11 protein-coding genes and 2 pseudogenes are annotated in these 16627 nt (G+C 36.9%); all 13 read right to left on the bottom strand.

The window, feature by feature from the left end:
• Positions 1-47 precede the first annotated feature (47 nt).
• Positions 48-1991, bottom strand: a complete 1944-nt coding sequence (gene mutL, locus PQF83_RS16170; RefSeq protein WP_000516458.1) for a DNA mismatch repair endonuclease MutL — start codon at positions 1989-1991, stop codon at positions 48-50.
• Positions 1992-1999: 8 nt separating this feature from the next.
• Positions 2000-4678, bottom strand: a complete 2679-nt coding sequence (mutS, locus tag PQF83_RS16165; RefSeq protein ID WP_272792302.1) for a DNA mismatch repair protein MutS — start codon at positions 4676-4678, stop codon at positions 2000-2002.
• Positions 4679-4859: 181 nt separating this feature from the next.
• A complete protein-coding gene (gene cotE / locus PQF83_RS16160) occupies positions 4860-5402 on the bottom strand; it encodes an outer spore coat protein CotE (RefSeq protein WP_001288798.1) in 543 nt (180 codons plus the stop codon).
• A gap of 125 nt (positions 5403-5527) precedes the next feature.
• A complete protein-coding gene (locus PQF83_RS16155; protein ID WP_000870462.1) occupies positions 5528-5959 on the bottom strand; it encodes a RicAFT regulatory complex protein RicA family protein in 432 nt (143 codons plus the stop codon).
• Positions 5960-5962: 3 nt separating this feature from the next.
• Positions 5963-7492, bottom strand: coding sequence for a tRNA (N6-isopentenyl adenosine(37)-C2)-methylthiotransferase MiaB (gene miaB, locus PQF83_RS16150; RefSeq protein ID WP_001005403.1), 1530 nt, complete (start codon positions 7490-7492; stop codon positions 5963-5965).
• A 427-nt stretch (positions 7493-7919) separates the two neighbouring features.
• Positions 7920-8786 (bottom strand): 2-oxoacid:ferredoxin oxidoreductase subunit beta, encoded by an 867-nt coding sequence (locus PQF83_RS16145; protein ID WP_000190154.1) that lies wholly within the window; start codon positions 8784-8786, stop codon positions 7920-7922.
• A complete protein-coding gene (locus PQF83_RS16140) occupies positions 8773-10530 on the bottom strand; it encodes a 2-oxoacid:acceptor oxidoreductase subunit alpha (RefSeq protein ID WP_000625425.1) in 1758 nt (585 codons plus the stop codon). The genes PQF83_RS16145 and PQF83_RS16140 overlap by 14 nt, the downstream gene beginning before the upstream one ends.
• A gap of 227 nt (positions 10531-10757) precedes the next feature.
• On the bottom strand, positions 10758-11681 hold the full coding sequence (locus PQF83_RS16135) for a dipeptidase (protein WP_000688055.1): 924 nt from the start codon (positions 11679-11681) through the stop codon (positions 10758-10760).
• 58 nt (positions 11682-11739) lie between these two features.
• Positions 11740-12000: a stage V sporulation protein SpoVS gene (gene spoVS, locus PQF83_RS16130; protein WP_000404341.1), complete on the bottom strand. Its 261-nt coding sequence runs from the start codon at positions 11998-12000 to the stop codon at positions 11740-11742.
• Between the two features lie 148 nt (positions 12001-12148).
• Positions 12149-12943 carry a TIGR00282 family metallophosphoesterase gene (locus PQF83_RS16125; protein ID WP_001221098.1) on the bottom strand — a complete coding sequence of 265 codons (795 nt, stop codon included), beginning with the start codon at positions 12941-12943 and terminating at the stop codon, positions 12149-12151.
• A 164-nt stretch (positions 12944-13107) separates the two neighbouring features.
• Entirely contained in the window at positions 13108-14673 is a 1566-nt protein-coding gene (gene rny / locus PQF83_RS16120; protein WP_000099355.1) for a ribonuclease Y, read from the bottom strand.
• Between the two features lie 485 nt (positions 14674-15158).
• Positions 15159-15581: pseudogene (locus PQF83_RS16115) on the bottom strand (recombinase RecA); the annotation flags it as partial.
• A 326-nt stretch (positions 15582-15907) separates the two neighbouring features.
• Positions 15908-16516 (bottom strand): annotated as a pseudogene (gene recA, locus PQF83_RS16110) (recombinase RecA); the annotation flags it as partial.
• Positions 16517-16627: the final 111 nt, after the last annotated feature.

The raw sequence follows: 16627 nt of genomic DNA, 5'->3' as shown, positions 1-16627 counted from the left end.
AAGAAGCGATTTATTTCATCGCTTCTTTTTATTAAATCATATTATCCCTACATAACCCTCTTAAACATCTTTTCCAACTCATAAGTAGAATGATGCACAAGAATTGGTCTTCCGTGCGGGCATGTGTATGGGTTTGTTGTTGTACGAAGTTCTTCCAGTAAAGCAAATATTTGATCGTTTGTTAAATATTGATTTGCTTTAATGGAAGCTTTACAGCTCATCATGATGGCTGCTTCTTCACGTAATTTTTTAATATCAACTTTTTTTAGTTTAACGACTTGCTCCATCATTTCATCGATAATTTCTGTTTCTTGTCCTTTCGGGAACCACGTTGGATGCGAGCGAACGATAAAGGATTGATGGCCGAATTGCTCCAAGAATAGACCAACTTTCTTTAGTTCTTCTAGCTGCTCTTCGACACGTAAAAATTCAGTAAGAGATAAGTCAATACGATATGGCACGAGTAGCTCTTGTACTTCTTGCGCTACTCGCCCTACTTTATCACGGAAGTATTCATAATTAATACGTTCCTGCGCGGCATGCTGGTCAATCATATATAAACCTTTATCATTTTGAGCGAAAATGTATGTTCCGTGCATTTGTCCAATTGGATAAAGCGGCGGTAAATCATTACCGTTCATTTCAATCTCTTTTATTTCCTGAACTTCTTCTTCTAATTCCTCTAGTTCAAAATCCTCTTCGTTACTGTCCCACGATTTCTCTTCTCTAATCGGTTCTTCCATTATCGGTTTAGTAGATGGCTGCCAACTTTGTTCTTCTCTTACGAGCGATTGTGGTGGTTGCCATTCTTGCTTTGGCGGTTGCCACAGTTGTGCTGGTTGTTTCACAGCCAGTGGTTCTTCTTGTTTTTCATCCATGCCCGTCGGTAAAATGATATCCGGCATGGATGGTTCTTTCGGCTTCGCATGCTCAAACTGAAACTGTTCTTGCACACTTTCATCTTTTTCTTTTTTCTTCGTTGTTACACCTGCATCTGGAATGAGCTGTATTTTTTTGAATGCTGCTTGCAATGTTTCTTCGATCAACTTTAGTAATTCTTGTTCTTTACTAAAACGAACTTCTAATTTCGCTGGATGTACGTTAACGTCAACAAGCATTGGATCCATTTCAATCGATAAGAAGCCGATTGGATATCGTCCGACTGGCAGTAATGTATGGTATCCTTGTTGAATGGCTTTCATTAATACGAAATTTCGTACGTAACGGCCATTTACAATCGTTGACATATAATTACGAGATGCTCTCGTTACTTCTGGTAATGTTACATAACCTTTAATCGTGAAATCTAAAGATTCAGCTTCAATTGGAACAAGCTTCTTTGCAACTTGAATGCTATAAATTGATGCAAGTACTTGTCTTACATCACCATTTCCTGATGTATGAAGCAATTTCTTTTCATTGTGAAATAGCTTTAATGATACTTCTGGATGTGACATTGCAATACGATACACGATATCTGTAATATTACCAAGCTCTGTATGAATGGTTTTCATATATTTAAGACGCGCTGGTGTATTAAAGAATAAGTTTTGTACTGTAATATCTGTTCCTTTTCGGCTCGCTGTTTTCTCCTGCTTTATAATGTCTCCACCTTTAATAATAAGGTGCGTACCAGGTGCATCACCTGTGCTAGTGATTAATTCTAATTCACTAACTGAGGCAATACTCGGCAATGCCTCGCCGCGGAAACCGAGTGTTCTTATGCGAAACAAATCGTTTTCATCTTTAATTTTGCTCGTCGCATGTCGTTCAAAAGCGACGATACAATCTTCTTCTGCAATGCCATCTCCATTATCAATAATGCGAATTTTCGATAAACCAGCTTCTTCTAAGTGGATTTCAATAGATGTACTATTCGCATCGATAGAATTTTCCACAAGTTCTTTTACGACTGAGGCAGGGCGCTCTACTACTTCCCCTGCCGCAATTAAGTTAGAGAGTTGGTCATCGAGTTTGCGAATTTTCCCCATCTACTTACTCATCCTTTCTTTAACTTTTTCTGTAAACGATACAGTTCATTCATCGCTTCTAAAGGTGTCATATCAAGTAAATCAATTTTTTTAATTTGCGCAAGTACTGCCGTTTCTTTTGCATCTAGAACTGGCTTGTCTTGTTTTTTCGAGGACTGTTCTCCACCAAAGAATGATAGTTGTGATTCTTCTTCATTCTCTACCTTCGTTTCTTCTATTTCTACTGGATCTTCTTTTACAACTACAGGTTCTGGAATTACTTCTTGCTCTTGCGCTTTCACTTCTACACGCTTTGGAATAATAATTTCTTCTTGTCCTTCTAATTGTGCTAACACTTTTTTCGCACGAGCAATTAAGCTATCTGGAAGCTCCGCAAGTTGCGCAACGTGAATTCCGTAACTTTTATCTGCTGCCCCGTCTTGAATTTTGTGAAGGAATACTACTTTTCCGTTCTCTTCAATAGCTGAAACGTGTACATTTTTCAATTGATCTAAACTTTCTTCTAACACCGTCAATTCATGATAATGCGTAGAGAATAACGTTTTTGCACCAATTTGGTCATGAATATGTTCAATGATTGCTTGTGCGAGTGCCATACCATCATACGTAGATGTACCGCGTCCAATTTCATCAAATAAAATTAAACTTCTTTCCGATGCGTTTGCAATTGCATTTTTCGCTTCTAACATTTCGACCATAAATGTACTTTGACCTGAAATTAAATCATCCGCCGCGCCAATTCTCGTAAAGATTTGGTCAAATACAGGTAATACTGCTTCTGTTGCTGGTACGAAACAACCAATTTGCGACATAACCGTTACAAGTGCTAATTGTCTCATATACGTACTTTTACCAGACATGTTCGGTCCTGTAATTAAAAATACATCCATATTCTCTGGCATAATACAATCATTCGGTACATACAATTTCCCGTTCAATACTTTTTCAACGACAGGATGACGACCATCTTTAATAAAGATTTCGCGCTTCGTTGTTAGTACAGGTTTTACAAACTGTTCTTCTTCACTAACTGTTGCAAAACTTTGCAGTACGTCTAATTCACTAATTACTTTCGCTAAATGCTGTAATTTCGGAATAAATACTTTTACTTCTTCACGAAGCGCTGTAAATAAATCGTATTCTAGTTGTACAATTTTTTCTTCAGCTTCTAAGATTAATGTTTCTTTTTCTTTTAGTTCATCTGTAATGAAACGTTCCGCATTAGCAAGCGTTTGTTTACGCTCGTAGCGGCCTTCTGGTAATGCTCCAAGGTTCGCTTTCGTTACTTCAATGTAGTAACCGAAAATACGGTTGTATCCAATTTTCAACGATTTAATTCCTGTAATATCACGCTCTCGTTTTTCAAGCTCAGCAATCCACGTTTTTCCGTTTTTACTCACATAGCGATATTGATCAAGCTTGTCATTATAACCATCTTTAATAATATCTCCATCTTTAATAGAAAGCGGTGGATTTTCTTGAATACTTCTTCCTAGTAATTCTGTTAAGCTCTCACATGGATCTGCACCTTGAATTAATCTCGCTGCATACGCGTTATCTAACAAACTAATCGCTTCTAAAATAGCTGGTACTTGCAGTAAAGATCGTCTTAACTGTAATAAGTCCCTTGCATTGACATTACCGAATGCAACTTTCCCTGCTAAACGTTCTAAATCATATACTTCTTTTAACTTTTCTTTTAAATCTTCACGCAAGAAGTAATCATTTACAAACGTTTCAACCATTTCTAAACGCTCTTCGATTCGTTCTTTCTGTATAAGTGGACGTTCCATCCACTGTTTTAACATACGACCACCCATAGCCGTTTTCGTCTTATCTAATAGCCATAATAATGATCCTGTTTTTTCTTTCGTTCGAAGTGTTTCTGTCAGCTCTAAATTTCGCTTTGAATGCACATCAATTTTCATAAATTGATTCGTATAATAAATTTCCACAGGCTGTAAATGATCTAATGAACGTTTTTGCGTTCTTATTACATAGTTAAATAAGCGTCCAACTGCTTTAATTAACTTTGCTTGTGAAACATTTTTCACAAGATGTTCTAACCCTTCTGGGATTGCCGTTGCATCTTCATATGAAATCGTCATTTTTAACGTTTCCGTTAACTTGTTTAGTTCATCTTTAGAAAAGGAAGAATCTACAACAATTTCTTTCGAACCAGTTGCATACACTTCTAATAAAATATCCTCTACTGAACCAGTCAATAACGTTACTGTATTTTGCCCAGTCGTTAAATCGTTACAAGCTAACGCATATGATCCATCTTCAAAATGTGTTAATGCGGCTAAAAAGTTATTTTCTTTCTCATCAATCGTACGCCCTTCCATCATCGTTCCTGGCGTAATTAATTGTACGACTTCACGGCGCACTACACCTTTAGCTGTTTTTGGGTCTTCTACTTGCTCACAAACCGCTACTTTATATCCTTTTTCAACAAGTTGTTCAATATAGTTTTTAGCCGCATGATACGGTACACCGCACATCGGTATACGTTCACTACTACCACCGTCTCGGCTCGTTAATGTAATTTCAAGTTCGTGGGCTGCTTTAACCGCATCCTCAAAGAACATTTCATAAAAATCACCTAAGCGGAAAAATAAAAAGGCATCTTGATAGTCTGCCTTAACTTTTAAATATTGCTGTATCATAGGCGTATATTGCGTCATACTTATCCTCCATAATTCTTACATAATAATCTATATTCATATATGTCACATTTCACGGACACTCTTATCTCCTATTTCAGGAGTCTTTCTTCATTATAGCACATTTCATTAGCAATCATGTTCATCTAAGCACCACTTATGTAAAGTAAAAAGCTAGGAAGAACTTCTCCCTAGCTTTCTATTACTCTTCTTCTGCATCAACGATAAAGTTCGGATCTAACTCTTCAAACTCATCATCTTCAATTTGGAAAGCATCATCTGATTCTACACAACCTTCAGGGTTTACACTTACACAAATTTTCGTTTCGCCAACTACTTCTGTTACAAATTCACGTTCTACCGTTACAACAATTTTATTACCATTTGGTGATACAAGAGCTTCTAAACAATTTGGTGGCTGAATGACACGAGCAATAATTTCTAAATCATCACCAGAAAAGTTTTTATCACGATATCCAATGCTTACTTCATCTGTGTAGTTTACACGTTCTGTTACAACTTCTGTCTTTGTATTGCCATCGAATGAATACCAAGTGTTCACATCATAGAAACCTTCAATTTCCACATGTTTTCCATTCTTTCTTGCTTCGTACGAGTGGTTAATTACCCAGCACCCTAAAATACTTGTTGGCTCATTATTCGATTCACATGTATGCGTTGACTTTGTATACTTACGTCCTTTTCCAACCACTGCTTTTGTAATAATCTCTCTAAATTCGGACATTCGTAACCCTCCTCAATCACTATTCACTTAATCATATGCGTGACAATAGCGGAATGTGTCATTCTTTTTTTGAGAAGAACTTACGTTTAATCCACTAAAAAAAGAGATGTCAATTCGACATCTCTTTAACAACCACAATTTCCTTTTTTACTTTCTACCGCTGCGCCCGTTTCACCCTTCAATACATCGCCATTAGTTGAAATTAATATTTCATCTGTTACGTTGTTAGAAATCGTACTTGCAACTAGCTGTAGTAAGTCATTTACATATGTTTGTGAAGATTTAAATTCTTGTACAACTGGGATGCTATCTAACTTATCTTGCAGGGCATCAATTTCAGCTTCTACTTTTTTCAAAGCTTCCCATTTCCCGTAATGTTGCAAGTTTACTGCTTGTTTTTGCAGTGCTTTAATTTCATCAATTGCGCGCTTCACATTTTCATTTTTATGAATTTGTGCCTCTGCTTTCTTAAAGAAATCAACTTCTTCTGTTTCAGAAATCATTTTTGCTAATTCTTTCGCTTGCTCAACAATTTCATCTTTCGAATATACTTTCATCTATTATTCCACCTCAATCGGCTCTTCAACTAATTCTCCGTTAAGAGACCAAGTTTTTGCATCCGTTACTTTTACTTTCACAAGCTGACCAATTAAAGACTTTGGAGCAACAAAGTTTACAAGTTTATTTGTACGAGTATAACCTGCAAGTACTTCTGGATTATTTTTACTCTCTCCATCAACTAACACTTCTACAATTTGACCTTTATAACGATTATTCTTTTCAATTGCCAATTTATTTACTAATGCATTTAAGCGTTGAAGACGTTCTTTCTTTACTTCCATCGGTACATTGTCTTTCATTTTTGCAGCTGGTGTACCTTCACGCGGAGAATAAATAAAGGTAAAGGCAGTATCAAACCCTACTTCACGATATAACGACATCGTTTCTTCAAATTGCTCATCTGTTTCATTCGGGAAACCGACAATAATATCAGTTGTTAATACCGCGTTTGGAATTGCTTCTTTAATTTTTCTTACAAGCTCTAAATAATGCTCACGTGAATATTTACGCGCCATAATTTTTAACATTTCTGTGCTTCCAGATTGAACTGGTAAGTGAATATGTTCTACTAAGTTGCCACCTTTTCCAAGCACTTCAATTAAGTGATCATCGAAATCGCGTGGATGGCTCGTTGTAAAACGAATACGGGCAATATCAACTTTACGGAGCTCGTCCATTAAATCGCCAAGACCGTATTCTATATCTTCAAAGTCTTTACCATATGCATTTACGTTCTGTCCAAGTAACGTAATTTCTTTATAACCATTCGCAGCTAAATGACGAATCTCTTGGATAATGTCTTCTGGACGTCTGCTTCGCTCTTTTCCGCGTGTATACGGTACGATACAATATGTACAGAACTTATCACAGCCATACATAATATTTACCCAAGCTTTAATATCACCACGACGTACTTTCGGAAGATTTTCAATTACGTCTCCTTCTTTGGACCAAACTTCAACTACCGTCTCCTTCGAGAACATTGCATCTTTTAGAATGTACGGTAATCTATGAATATTATGCGTTCCAAACACCATATCTACATGCTGATTTTTTTGCATAATTTTATTTACAACAGATTCCTCTTGGGACATACAACCACATACACCAATTAAAAGATCAGGATTTCTTCGTTTTAGTGCCTTTAAATGCCCTAGTTCACCGAACACTTTATTTTCAGCATTTTCACGAATAGCACAAGTATTTAATAATACTACATCTGCTTCTTCAGTTGAAAAGGTTGGTTCATATCCAAGTGCAGTGAAAATACCCGCCATTACTTCTGTATCGTGCTCATTCATTTGACAACCATATGTACGAATATAAAACTTTCTTCCTGTACCGAAATTGCGAAACTCTTCAGGTAAGCCAAAATCCCGTTCAATTTTAACTTCTTCTTTCCCTCGCTTTTTCGCGTCTTTTAAGGAAGGTGGTTGGTATACACTTTCAAAGTATTTGCTATAATCTTTCTCTTCTTTTTTCGTAGAGGAATTCACTTGTTGACTTGCTAATCGTTGTTGCTCGTTCATCGGTAATCTCCTTTCACCCTTAACTATACACACTTTGTAGTCCATTTTAATGCGCTTAGACCCACCTCAAAAATGGTTAGATAGCTTGAGAGATACTTGTCCTTTGAAACTTGAGTAATCAATCTAATCATCTATAAGAATGAAGTCTTCCCCACACAAATAGACATTCCCTTTTTGTATTTCTTTTGTCCTACTCAAAAGCATATTGCTTTATCCCTATACACATTACCATAGTATGAAGTGTTTCGCCAATTTTTACAAAGAAGAAGGCTTATCCTATTATTACATTTCCTAGTTAATGAACATGCAATTTTCATACAACGATTTATATATTATTTTACCATTCTGAATTTTCCAAGTAAATAAGACTGCTTTATATTTTTACTCATTAAAAAAGGCTGCCAAATGGCAACCTCCTCTTCTTACATTACATAAATTCAGCAACAAGCTCATCAAACATTTTCTGATCCATGTTTAAATCAGATTGCACTAAAGGCTTCTCACTATAGCCTTTTACTAGTTCTTGGTATGAAGGCTGCGCTGTATTTTGATAAATTAACCCTGTTACTAATCCGTTGTTTTCCATTAATGTTTGCATAGCCATCATGCGATTAGACGGATCATATCCCTCTACTGTACTTAGTTTTGTTAAATTCTCTTTAAACCAATCATAAGTATTTACTTTATTGTAAGTAACACATGGGCTGAATACGTTAATTAATGAAAATCCTTTATGGTTAATACCAGCTTCAATAATTTGTGTTAATTCTTTTAAATCACTTGAAAAGCTTTGTGCCACAAATGTTGCACCAGCTGTTAAAGCCATTTCCATAACATTTAGTGACGGTTCAATTGAACCTTGTGGTGTACTTTTCGTTTTAAATCCAGCTTCACTACGTGGTGAAGTTTGCCCTTTTGTTAATCCGTAAATTTGGTTATCCATTACGATGTACGTAATGTCAATGTTACGACGAATAGAATGGATCGTATGTCCCATACCAATCGCAAATCCATCACCGTCACCACCTGATGCGATAACTGTTAAATCACGGTTTGCCATTTTTACACCTTGTGCAATTGGAAGGGCACGACCATGAATACTATGCACACCATATGAATTAATATAACCTGAAATACGACCTGAACAGCCGATACCAGAAATAACAGCAAGTTCATCTGGATTTAAGCCAACGTTAGCTGCCGCACGTTGAATTGCAGCTTGCACCGAGAAGTCTCCGCAACCTGGGCACCAGTTTGGTTTTACACTGTTACGAAAGTCCTTAAATGTTGCCATTTAATACAACCCCTTTTTTGCATTCGTTGTAAATCTCTTTCGGCAAGAATGGGTTCCCATCATATTTTAAAAGACTAGAAATTTTCTCACCGTTACCAAGATTCATTTTCATAATGTTAGCAAGTTGACCTGTTGCATTGTTTTCTACCACTACAACACGCTTCGCATTTTTCACAAGTGGATCGATTTCAGCTGTTGGGAACGGGTGAATTAAACGCACATGAGCATGGTTTACTTTCATACCCTCTTGTTCTAAGCGCTCCATTGCTTCTTCGATCGCACCACGAGTTGAGTTAAATCCAACAAGCAATACGTCTGCTTCTTCATGCTTAACATTTTTATAAACAGGGGTATTAAACTTCAAGTTCTCCATTTTACGGAAACGTTTGTCCATTTGATCTTTACGGTTTAATGCTGATTCAGATGGTTTACCAGTTTCATCATGTTCTACACCTGTAACATGGTGAACACCATTTTTCATACCAGGTAAAACACGTGGTGAAACGCCATCTTCTGTTACTTCATAACGCTTGAAGTATGCTTTATTTTCACGTTCTGGTAATTCCGCTTCTAAATCAAGCTTACCACGACGAATTTCCACTTTATCTAACTTAAGTGGTTCTACTGTCTGTTTCCCTAAAGAAAGCTGTAAATCTGTTAAGAAAATAACAGGTACTTGATATTCTTCAGATAAGTTAAACGCTTCTACAATATCATAGAAAGCTTCTTCCACTGTACTTGGCGCCATTACGATTTTTGGAATTTCACCGTGCGTACCGTAAATCATTGCCATTAAATCAGACTGCTCTTGTTTCGTTGGTAATCCTGTACTTGGACCACCACGTTGTGTATCAACAATTACTAATGGCGTTTCTGTAATACCTGCTAAACCAATCGCTTCCATCATTAAAGATAGACCTGGACCAGCAGATGCAGTTAATGTACGAACACCAGCATAGTTTGCACCGATTGCCATTGTACAAGCTGCAATTTCATCCTCAGTTTGGATTACTGTTCCGCCGACTTTTGGCAATTTTTTAATTAAGTATTCCATAATTTCAGATGCAGGTGTAATTGGATATGCAGACATAAAGCGAGCACCACCAGCTACTGCACCAAATGCGATCGCATCGTTCCCAATCATAAACATGCGCTTCTGACCATCAGCTTTTTCAAGCTGCATCATGTTTACTTTCTCACCTAGTAACTCTTTCATATATTGAGAGCCGCGCTTAATTGCGTCCATGTTCTTTTGAACGACTTGCTCTCCTTTACGACCAAAGATCTCTTCAACAACATCTAAATAAGCTGTTTCATCTAATCCTAATACCGCACTTGATGCTCCAACAGCAACCATGTTTTTCATTAATGATGTGCCTAATTCTGATGCAATATCTGTAAACGGTATCACATATAGATTTACATCTGTATTGTCAGGTATTGTCGGATTAAATTTCGCATCTGCAACTACAATCCCGCCCGGACGTAGTTCGTGGAAGTTAAAATCAATTGTTTCTTGATCAAAAGCAATTAAAATATCTAAATCATCTGAGATCGCGCGTACTTCTGTTGTACTTACACGAATTTTATTATTTGTATGGCCGCCTTTTATACGTGATGAGAAGTGGCGGTAACCGTATAGGTAATATCCTAATCGGTTTAATGCAATACAGAAGATTTCTCCTGTACTTTCAATTCCTTCACCTTGTTGGCCTCCAACTTTCCATGAAAGTTGACTAATCATCTCCTACACCCCTTTTGGCTGCATTCATTGTAGTGTATTTTTTTACAGTAATAGTTTAGCATTTTTTATGCAAATAAACTACAATGGACGCAAATTATGCCTCTTCTGATTTCCCTGAATCTTTAGTATAAAGCTATTTTGTTTTTCATTCTAGTATTAGGTCTTAAAAAAAGCAATAATATCAAATGAATTAATTCTAATTTTTCTGGATTTTTAAAACAAAAATTTTAAAAGCTTATATGTTCAACAAAATTATCATATAAAAATCGCTCTACAGTAGATGCAGCATAGTGTTTACAAAGCTCGTTCATTACATTTTCATAATCTCGATACGCTGATACATTTACAACTGTTTCTACTATCCCATCAAAATCCGAACCAAACCCTATATTGTTCTCTCCACCTAATGAACAAATATATTCGATATGTCTTACTATATCTGCTACATTCGCTTGTTTTTCATTTGTTAGAAACTGCGGTACAAAAGTGACACCGATCATGCCATTTCGCTTTATAAGAGCTTTAAGTTGTTCATCGTTTAAATTACGTGGGTGCTGACAAAGTTTCATACAATTTGAGTGGGAAGCAATAGGATTTTTTGCAATTTCAATCACATCCCAAAAACTTCTTTCATTCAAATGAGACACATCAGTCCATACATGTAACGCATTCAGTTCTTGTACAACATGTTTACCAGAAGTCGTTAAACCTGCCCCACGTGTCTCTAGCGCACCATCAGCTAATAGATTGGCATAATTCCATGTTAGTCCAAAAGAACGTACTCCTAGGCGATACAACAACCGTAATTTCATTGCATCTTTTCCAATTGCTTCGCATCCTTCTAATGTTAATATCGCTCCAATCTCGTCCTGTTTTAACATGTTCATATCATCTTTTGTCTGAATAAACTTCACACCTGGTAAGGATAAAATTTCATTATAAAAAATATCTACCATTTGCAATGCTACTTCAAATCGGTTTTCATATGCCACTGTTTCTGGCACATATATAGCAAAACATTGTATACTTCCTTTTCTGTTCTTTAACTGTTCAAATGTAATATGTAATTGCGAATCATGTTTAAAATCCTTTCTCCCTTGTGCACTCCATAACTGAAGAAGCACATCACAATGAGCATCAAAAATTTTCATTTTCATTCCTCCATTATAAAAACAACCTGTTTGCATACTGCAAACAGGTTGTTTAAACTTAACGAGGTTCTACAATTAATTTTATTGCTGTACGTTCTTCCCCATCAATCATGATATCCGTAAACGCTGGGATACAAATCAGGTCCAAACCACTAGGCGCTACAAATCCTCTTGCAATTGCTACTGCCTTTACCGCTTGGTTCAATGCACCTGCACCAATGGCTTGAATTTCTGCTGTTCCGCGTTCGCGAATAACACCTGCAAGTGCACCAGCTACAGAATTAGGGACCGACGTTGCTTTAACTTTTAATATTTCCATTCCGCGTTTCCTCCTCGTTTCTATAAAAAGTATTAGCAATTATTTCACTTTAACTTATATTCACGAGGAATGACACGTATTCCTGCTAAATTTCTGTAATTTTTCTAAAAAATTAAAAAATAATAACTTATCTAAATTTTAATAGGAATTACTCAAAAAATGGCTGATCATCATTAATTAAGATACGCTCAATTTTCTTAGCTTTTCCCGTATTAGGGTCCACATCAATTAGCACTGCACTTAATTGTGTTCTACCATTTGTCACTTCAAATCGTACTGGTAAGTTTGTTAAAAACTTCTTCAATACTGCTTCTCGGTCCATACCTAAAATTCCATCGTACGGTCCTGTCATACCAACATCTGTGATATATGCCGTTCCGCTTGGTAAAATACGATTATCTGCTGTAGGAACATGCGTATGTGTACCTACTACCGCTGTAGCACGACCATCTACATACCAACCTAACGCTTGTTTTTCGCTTGTAGTTTCCGCATGGAAATCAACAAAAATAATATTCGTACGTTTTTTCGCAATGCTAATTAATTCATCCACTTTACGGAATGGACAATCAATCGGAGGAAGGAACGTACGTCCTTGTAAGTTAATAACTGCAACTTCTGTTCCATTACAGTTCACAAAAATAAGCCCTTTTCCTGGAGTGCCTTCTGGGAAGTTAGCTGGTCTTGCAAGATATTTTGCATCATCAATAAATTCAAATACTTCACGGTTATCCCAAGCGTGATTTCCAAGTGTAACCGCTTGTGCTCCGCATTCTAAAAAGTTTCGGTATATTTTTTCCGTAATTCCACGTCCACCTGCTGCATTTTCCCCATTAATAATGGTTACTGTAGGTGTATATTTCTTCTTTAATGCCGGTACGTATTGTTGAATCATACCTCTACCAGGAGATCCTACTACATCCCCAACAAATAATATTCTCATATGTCTTACCCTTCCTATGTACTACATTTTTTATTACTATAGCTTCAAGTAATTATCTTACAATATATTTATTATAAGTTTGTTTCACTTGTATGCTAGGTATAACTAATTTCCTTTATTTTAACCAATTCCAACACAAAAAAATAAAGTGGTGTTTCACCACTTTATTTTGCGTATTCCACTGCGCGTGTTTCACGAATAACAGTTACTTTAATATGCCCTGGGTAATCCAGTTCATTTTCAATACGTTTTCGAATATCACGAGCTAAACGATGAGCTTCTAAATCATCAATTGTATCTGGTTTTACCAGAATACGAACTTCTCGTCCTGCTTGAATTGCGAAAGATTTTTCTACGCCTTCATAAGACTCTGAAATCTCTTCTAACTTTTCAAGACGACGAATATAGTTCTCAAGTGTTTCACTACGAGCTCCAGGTCTTGCAGCTGATAATGCATCTGCTGCTGCAACTAAAACTGCAATGATAGAAGTTGGTTCTGTGTCTCCGTGGTGAGATGCAATACTGTTTATAACTACAGGATGCTCTTTATATTTCGTTGCGAGTTCAACACCAATTTCAACGTGGCTACCTTCTACTTCATGGTCAATCGCTTTACCGATATCATGTAATAGACCAGCACGTCTTGCTAGTTTTTCATCCTCACCAAGCTCTGCTGCCATAAGTCCAGTTAAATATGCAACTTCCATAGAGTGTTTTAAGACGTTTTGCCCGTAACTTGTACGGTATTTTAAACGACCTAAAATCTTAATTAAATCTGGATGTAAACCGTGAACACCCACTTCAAACGTTGTTTGCTCTCCGACTTCACGAATATACTCGTCCACTTCACGTCTTGATTTTTCGACCATCTCTTCAATACGCGCTGGGTGAATACGTCCGTCCTGTACTAGTTTATCAAGAGCGATACGAGCTGTTTCACGACGAATTGGGTCGAATCCAGAAAGGATAACCGCTTCTGGTGTATCATCGATAATTAGGTCAATACCTGTTAACGTTTCTAACGTACGAATATTTCGACCTTCACGTCCGATAATACGTCCCTTCATTTCGTCATTTGGAAGATTTACAACCGAAACGGTTGTTTCAGCAACATGATCAGCTGCACATCTCTGCATTGCAAGAGATAAAATCTCTTTTGCTTTCTTATCTGCTTCTTCTTTCGCACGAACTTCACTTTCTTTTACCATTACGGCAATTTCATGAGAAACTTCACTTTCTACTTTACCAAGAATAATTGCTTTCGCTTGTTCGCGTGTCAGATTGGAAATGCGCTCTAATTCTGTTTGTTGCTTTTGAACTAACTCTCCCACTTTGCTTTCCAACTCTTCAATCTGTTGTTGTCTCGCTACAAGAGAATCCTCTTTCTTTTCTAACTGTTGCTCGCGTTTATCGAGCGTTTCGTCTTTACGATCAAGGTTCTCTTCTTTTTGCATTAAACGATTTTCTTGTTTTTGTAATTCGCTTCTACGGTCACGAATTTCTAATTCAGCTTCTGTACGAAGTGTATGAATTTCATCCTTTGCTTCTAAAAGCGCTTCTTTCTTAAGTGCTTCAGCTTCACGATTCGCTTCATCTATAATACGTTTCGCTTCATTAGCTGCACCATTAATCTTCGCTTCAGCAATAGACTTTCGAACAAAAAAGCCAACAACTGCACCGACTGTTGCAAGCAAAATGGAGATGAGTATCCAAACTGCAGTACTACTCATGATTTCACCTCCCCTTGCTATGAATGAAAAAAGACTGTCGGCATGTACATTGAATAACAACATACAGCAAAGACCGTCGTCCCGCTTTTTTAAGGGACTTTCTTCATTTCACAATTAAAATGTCATATTATTATTTCGGCAAGATTTAAGTCTTACTCCGAATATTACTTCTCTTCTTGAGAAGAGTGTTTCGTATATAAGAAAAAATATACATTCTCATTGTATCTATCGCAATTTTCATTGTCAAGCGTTGTCTACTTTTACTTTCTTTACCTTCAGCTCTAATTTATATAGGAATTTAAAAAGCAGAGAGCATATTATCCTGGAAAACCTTAGTAAATTCCAGTTTATTCATGTAAAACACGCATATATCCCTCTGTACACATACTGTTTTAGATGGATTAAATATTTTATCTCCAACGATATACAACGCTTTCATAATGATACAAAAATAAAAGACACGAAGCCGTGTCTTTTATCCCACTTTAATCAAGAAGACTTGGATCTTCCATATCTTCAGCACCTGAATCTTCGCTAATTCCGTGATGCTCACGAATAAAGAAGGCAATTTCTTCTCTTAAATCCGTATTTTCTTTTAAGAACTGCTTCGAATTTTCACGACCTTGTCCTAAGCGTTCTTCATTATAAGAGTACCAAGCACCGCTCTTTTGAACGATATCAAGTTCAGAAGCCATATCTAAGATTTCACCTTCTCTTGAAATACCTTCTCCGTACATAATATCAACTTCCGCAACACGGAATGGTGGTGCCACTTTATTTTTAACTACTTTTACTTTTGTTTTATTACCAACAATGTCGTTACCTTGTTTTAATTGCTCCGCACGACGTACTTCAAGACGAACAGTTGAATAGAATTTCAACGCACGACCACCTGGAGTTGTTTCTGGCACTATCTATAGATTTTCCATCTCTATAGTCCGGACTATCTCTTCATCTCTTTACAGAGAGCCTTGCACTTCCAGCAGTAGCCTATCATCTGCCGTACCCTACTCAGTTAACTAAAAGTTCTTTTCGGTAGTCTCTACACCTTCCCCATATCACTATGGAGCTTGGCACGGTATTACCCTAAATAATGGTGGGCTTCACCGTTAGCAACTATATGGATAGTTACACCCTTAGGCAATAAGGTTCACAAGGTTTTTAACATGCTATCACTAGCAAGGGAAACCCATGGTAAACTCCTTAATCTTTACGATTAAGCAACTTGTAGTTGATTTCCGAACATAACCCCAACTTTTTCACGAATTTGGTTAATAAAGATTGCGATTGTTTTTGATTTATTGATTGCACCTGAAAGTTTACGAAGTGCTTGAGACATTAGACGAGCTTGTAAACCTACGTGTGAGTCACCCATGTCTCCTTCAATCTCAGCTTTCGGTACAAGAGCTGCTACAGAGTCAATTACGATAATATCAACCGCACCACTTCGTACAAGTGCTTCTGCGATTTCTAAACCTTGCTCCCCTGTATCAGGTTGTGATAATAGTAATTCATCGATGTTAACACCTAATTTTTGTGCATATACAGGATCCATTGCATGCTCCGCATCGATGAATGCTGCTTGTCCACCTTGACGCTGTACCTCTGCAATTGCATGTAATGAAACTGTTGTTTTACCTGAACTCTCAGGTCCATAAATCTCGATAATACGGCCACGTGGGTATCCGCCTACCCCTAATGCCACATCAAGTGCTAAAGAACCACTAGAAACTGTAGAAACTCTACGCTCCGCTTGTTCTCCTAATTTCATAATTGAACCTTTACCGAATTGCTTCTCTATTTGTTTTAACGCCATATCTAATGCCGCTTGACGATCACTCATTCAAAATTCCTCCTTAACTGAATTGCTAATCTTATTATACCTATTTTCAATTCAATTTGCCAACAAAAATCGAACATTTATTCGATTTTTTTATTTTTCATTAAATATAAC

The sequence above is a fragment of the Bacillus sp. FF-1 genome, from assembly GCF_028548245.1.
GTDB lineage: Bacteria > Bacillota > Bacilli > Bacillales > Bacillaceae_G > Bacillus_A > Bacillus_A paranthracis.
This window is presented reverse-complemented; position numbering and strand designations above follow the sequence as displayed.

Coding starts and splice junctions, on each gene's coding strand:
- PQF83_RS16145 (WP_000190154.1), bottom strand. CDS start 8,786: ATGGCAACATTTAAGGACTTTCGTAACAGTGTAAAACCAAACTGGTGC.
- PQF83_RS16125 (WP_001221098.1), bottom strand. CDS start 12,943: ATGAGAATATTATTTGTTGGGGATGTAGTAGGATCTCCTGGTAGAGGT.
- PQF83_RS16155 (WP_000870462.1), bottom strand. CDS start 5,959: ATGAAAGTATATTCGAAAGATGAAATTGTTGAGCAAGCGAAAGAATTA.
- mutL (WP_000516458.1), bottom strand. CDS start 1,991: ATGGGGAAAATTCGCAAACTCGATGACCAACTCTCTAACTTAATTGCG.
- mutS (WP_272792302.1), bottom strand. CDS start 4,678: ATGACGCAATATACGCCTATGATACAGCAATATTTAAAAGTTAAGGCA.
- cotE (WP_001288798.1), bottom strand. CDS start 5,402: ATGTCCGAATTTAGAGAGATTATTACAAAAGCAGTGGTTGGAAAAGGA.
- spoVS (WP_000404341.1), bottom strand. CDS start 12,000: ATGGAAATATTAAAAGTTAAAGCAACGTCGGTCCCTAATTCTGTAGCT.
- PQF83_RS16140 (WP_000625425.1), bottom strand. CDS start 10,530: ATGATTAGTCAACTTTCATGGAAAGTTGGAGGCCAACAAGGTGAAGGA.
- miaB (WP_001005403.1), bottom strand. CDS start 7,492: ATGAACGAGCAACAACGATTAGCAAGTCAACAAGTGAATTCCTCTACG.
- PQF83_RS16135 (WP_000688055.1), bottom strand. CDS start 11,681: ATGAAAATTTTTGATGCTCATTGTGATGTGCTTCTTCAGTTATGGAGT.
- rny (WP_000099355.1), bottom strand. CDS start 14,673: ATGAGTAGTACTGCAGTTTGGATACTCATCTCCATTTTGCTTGCAACA.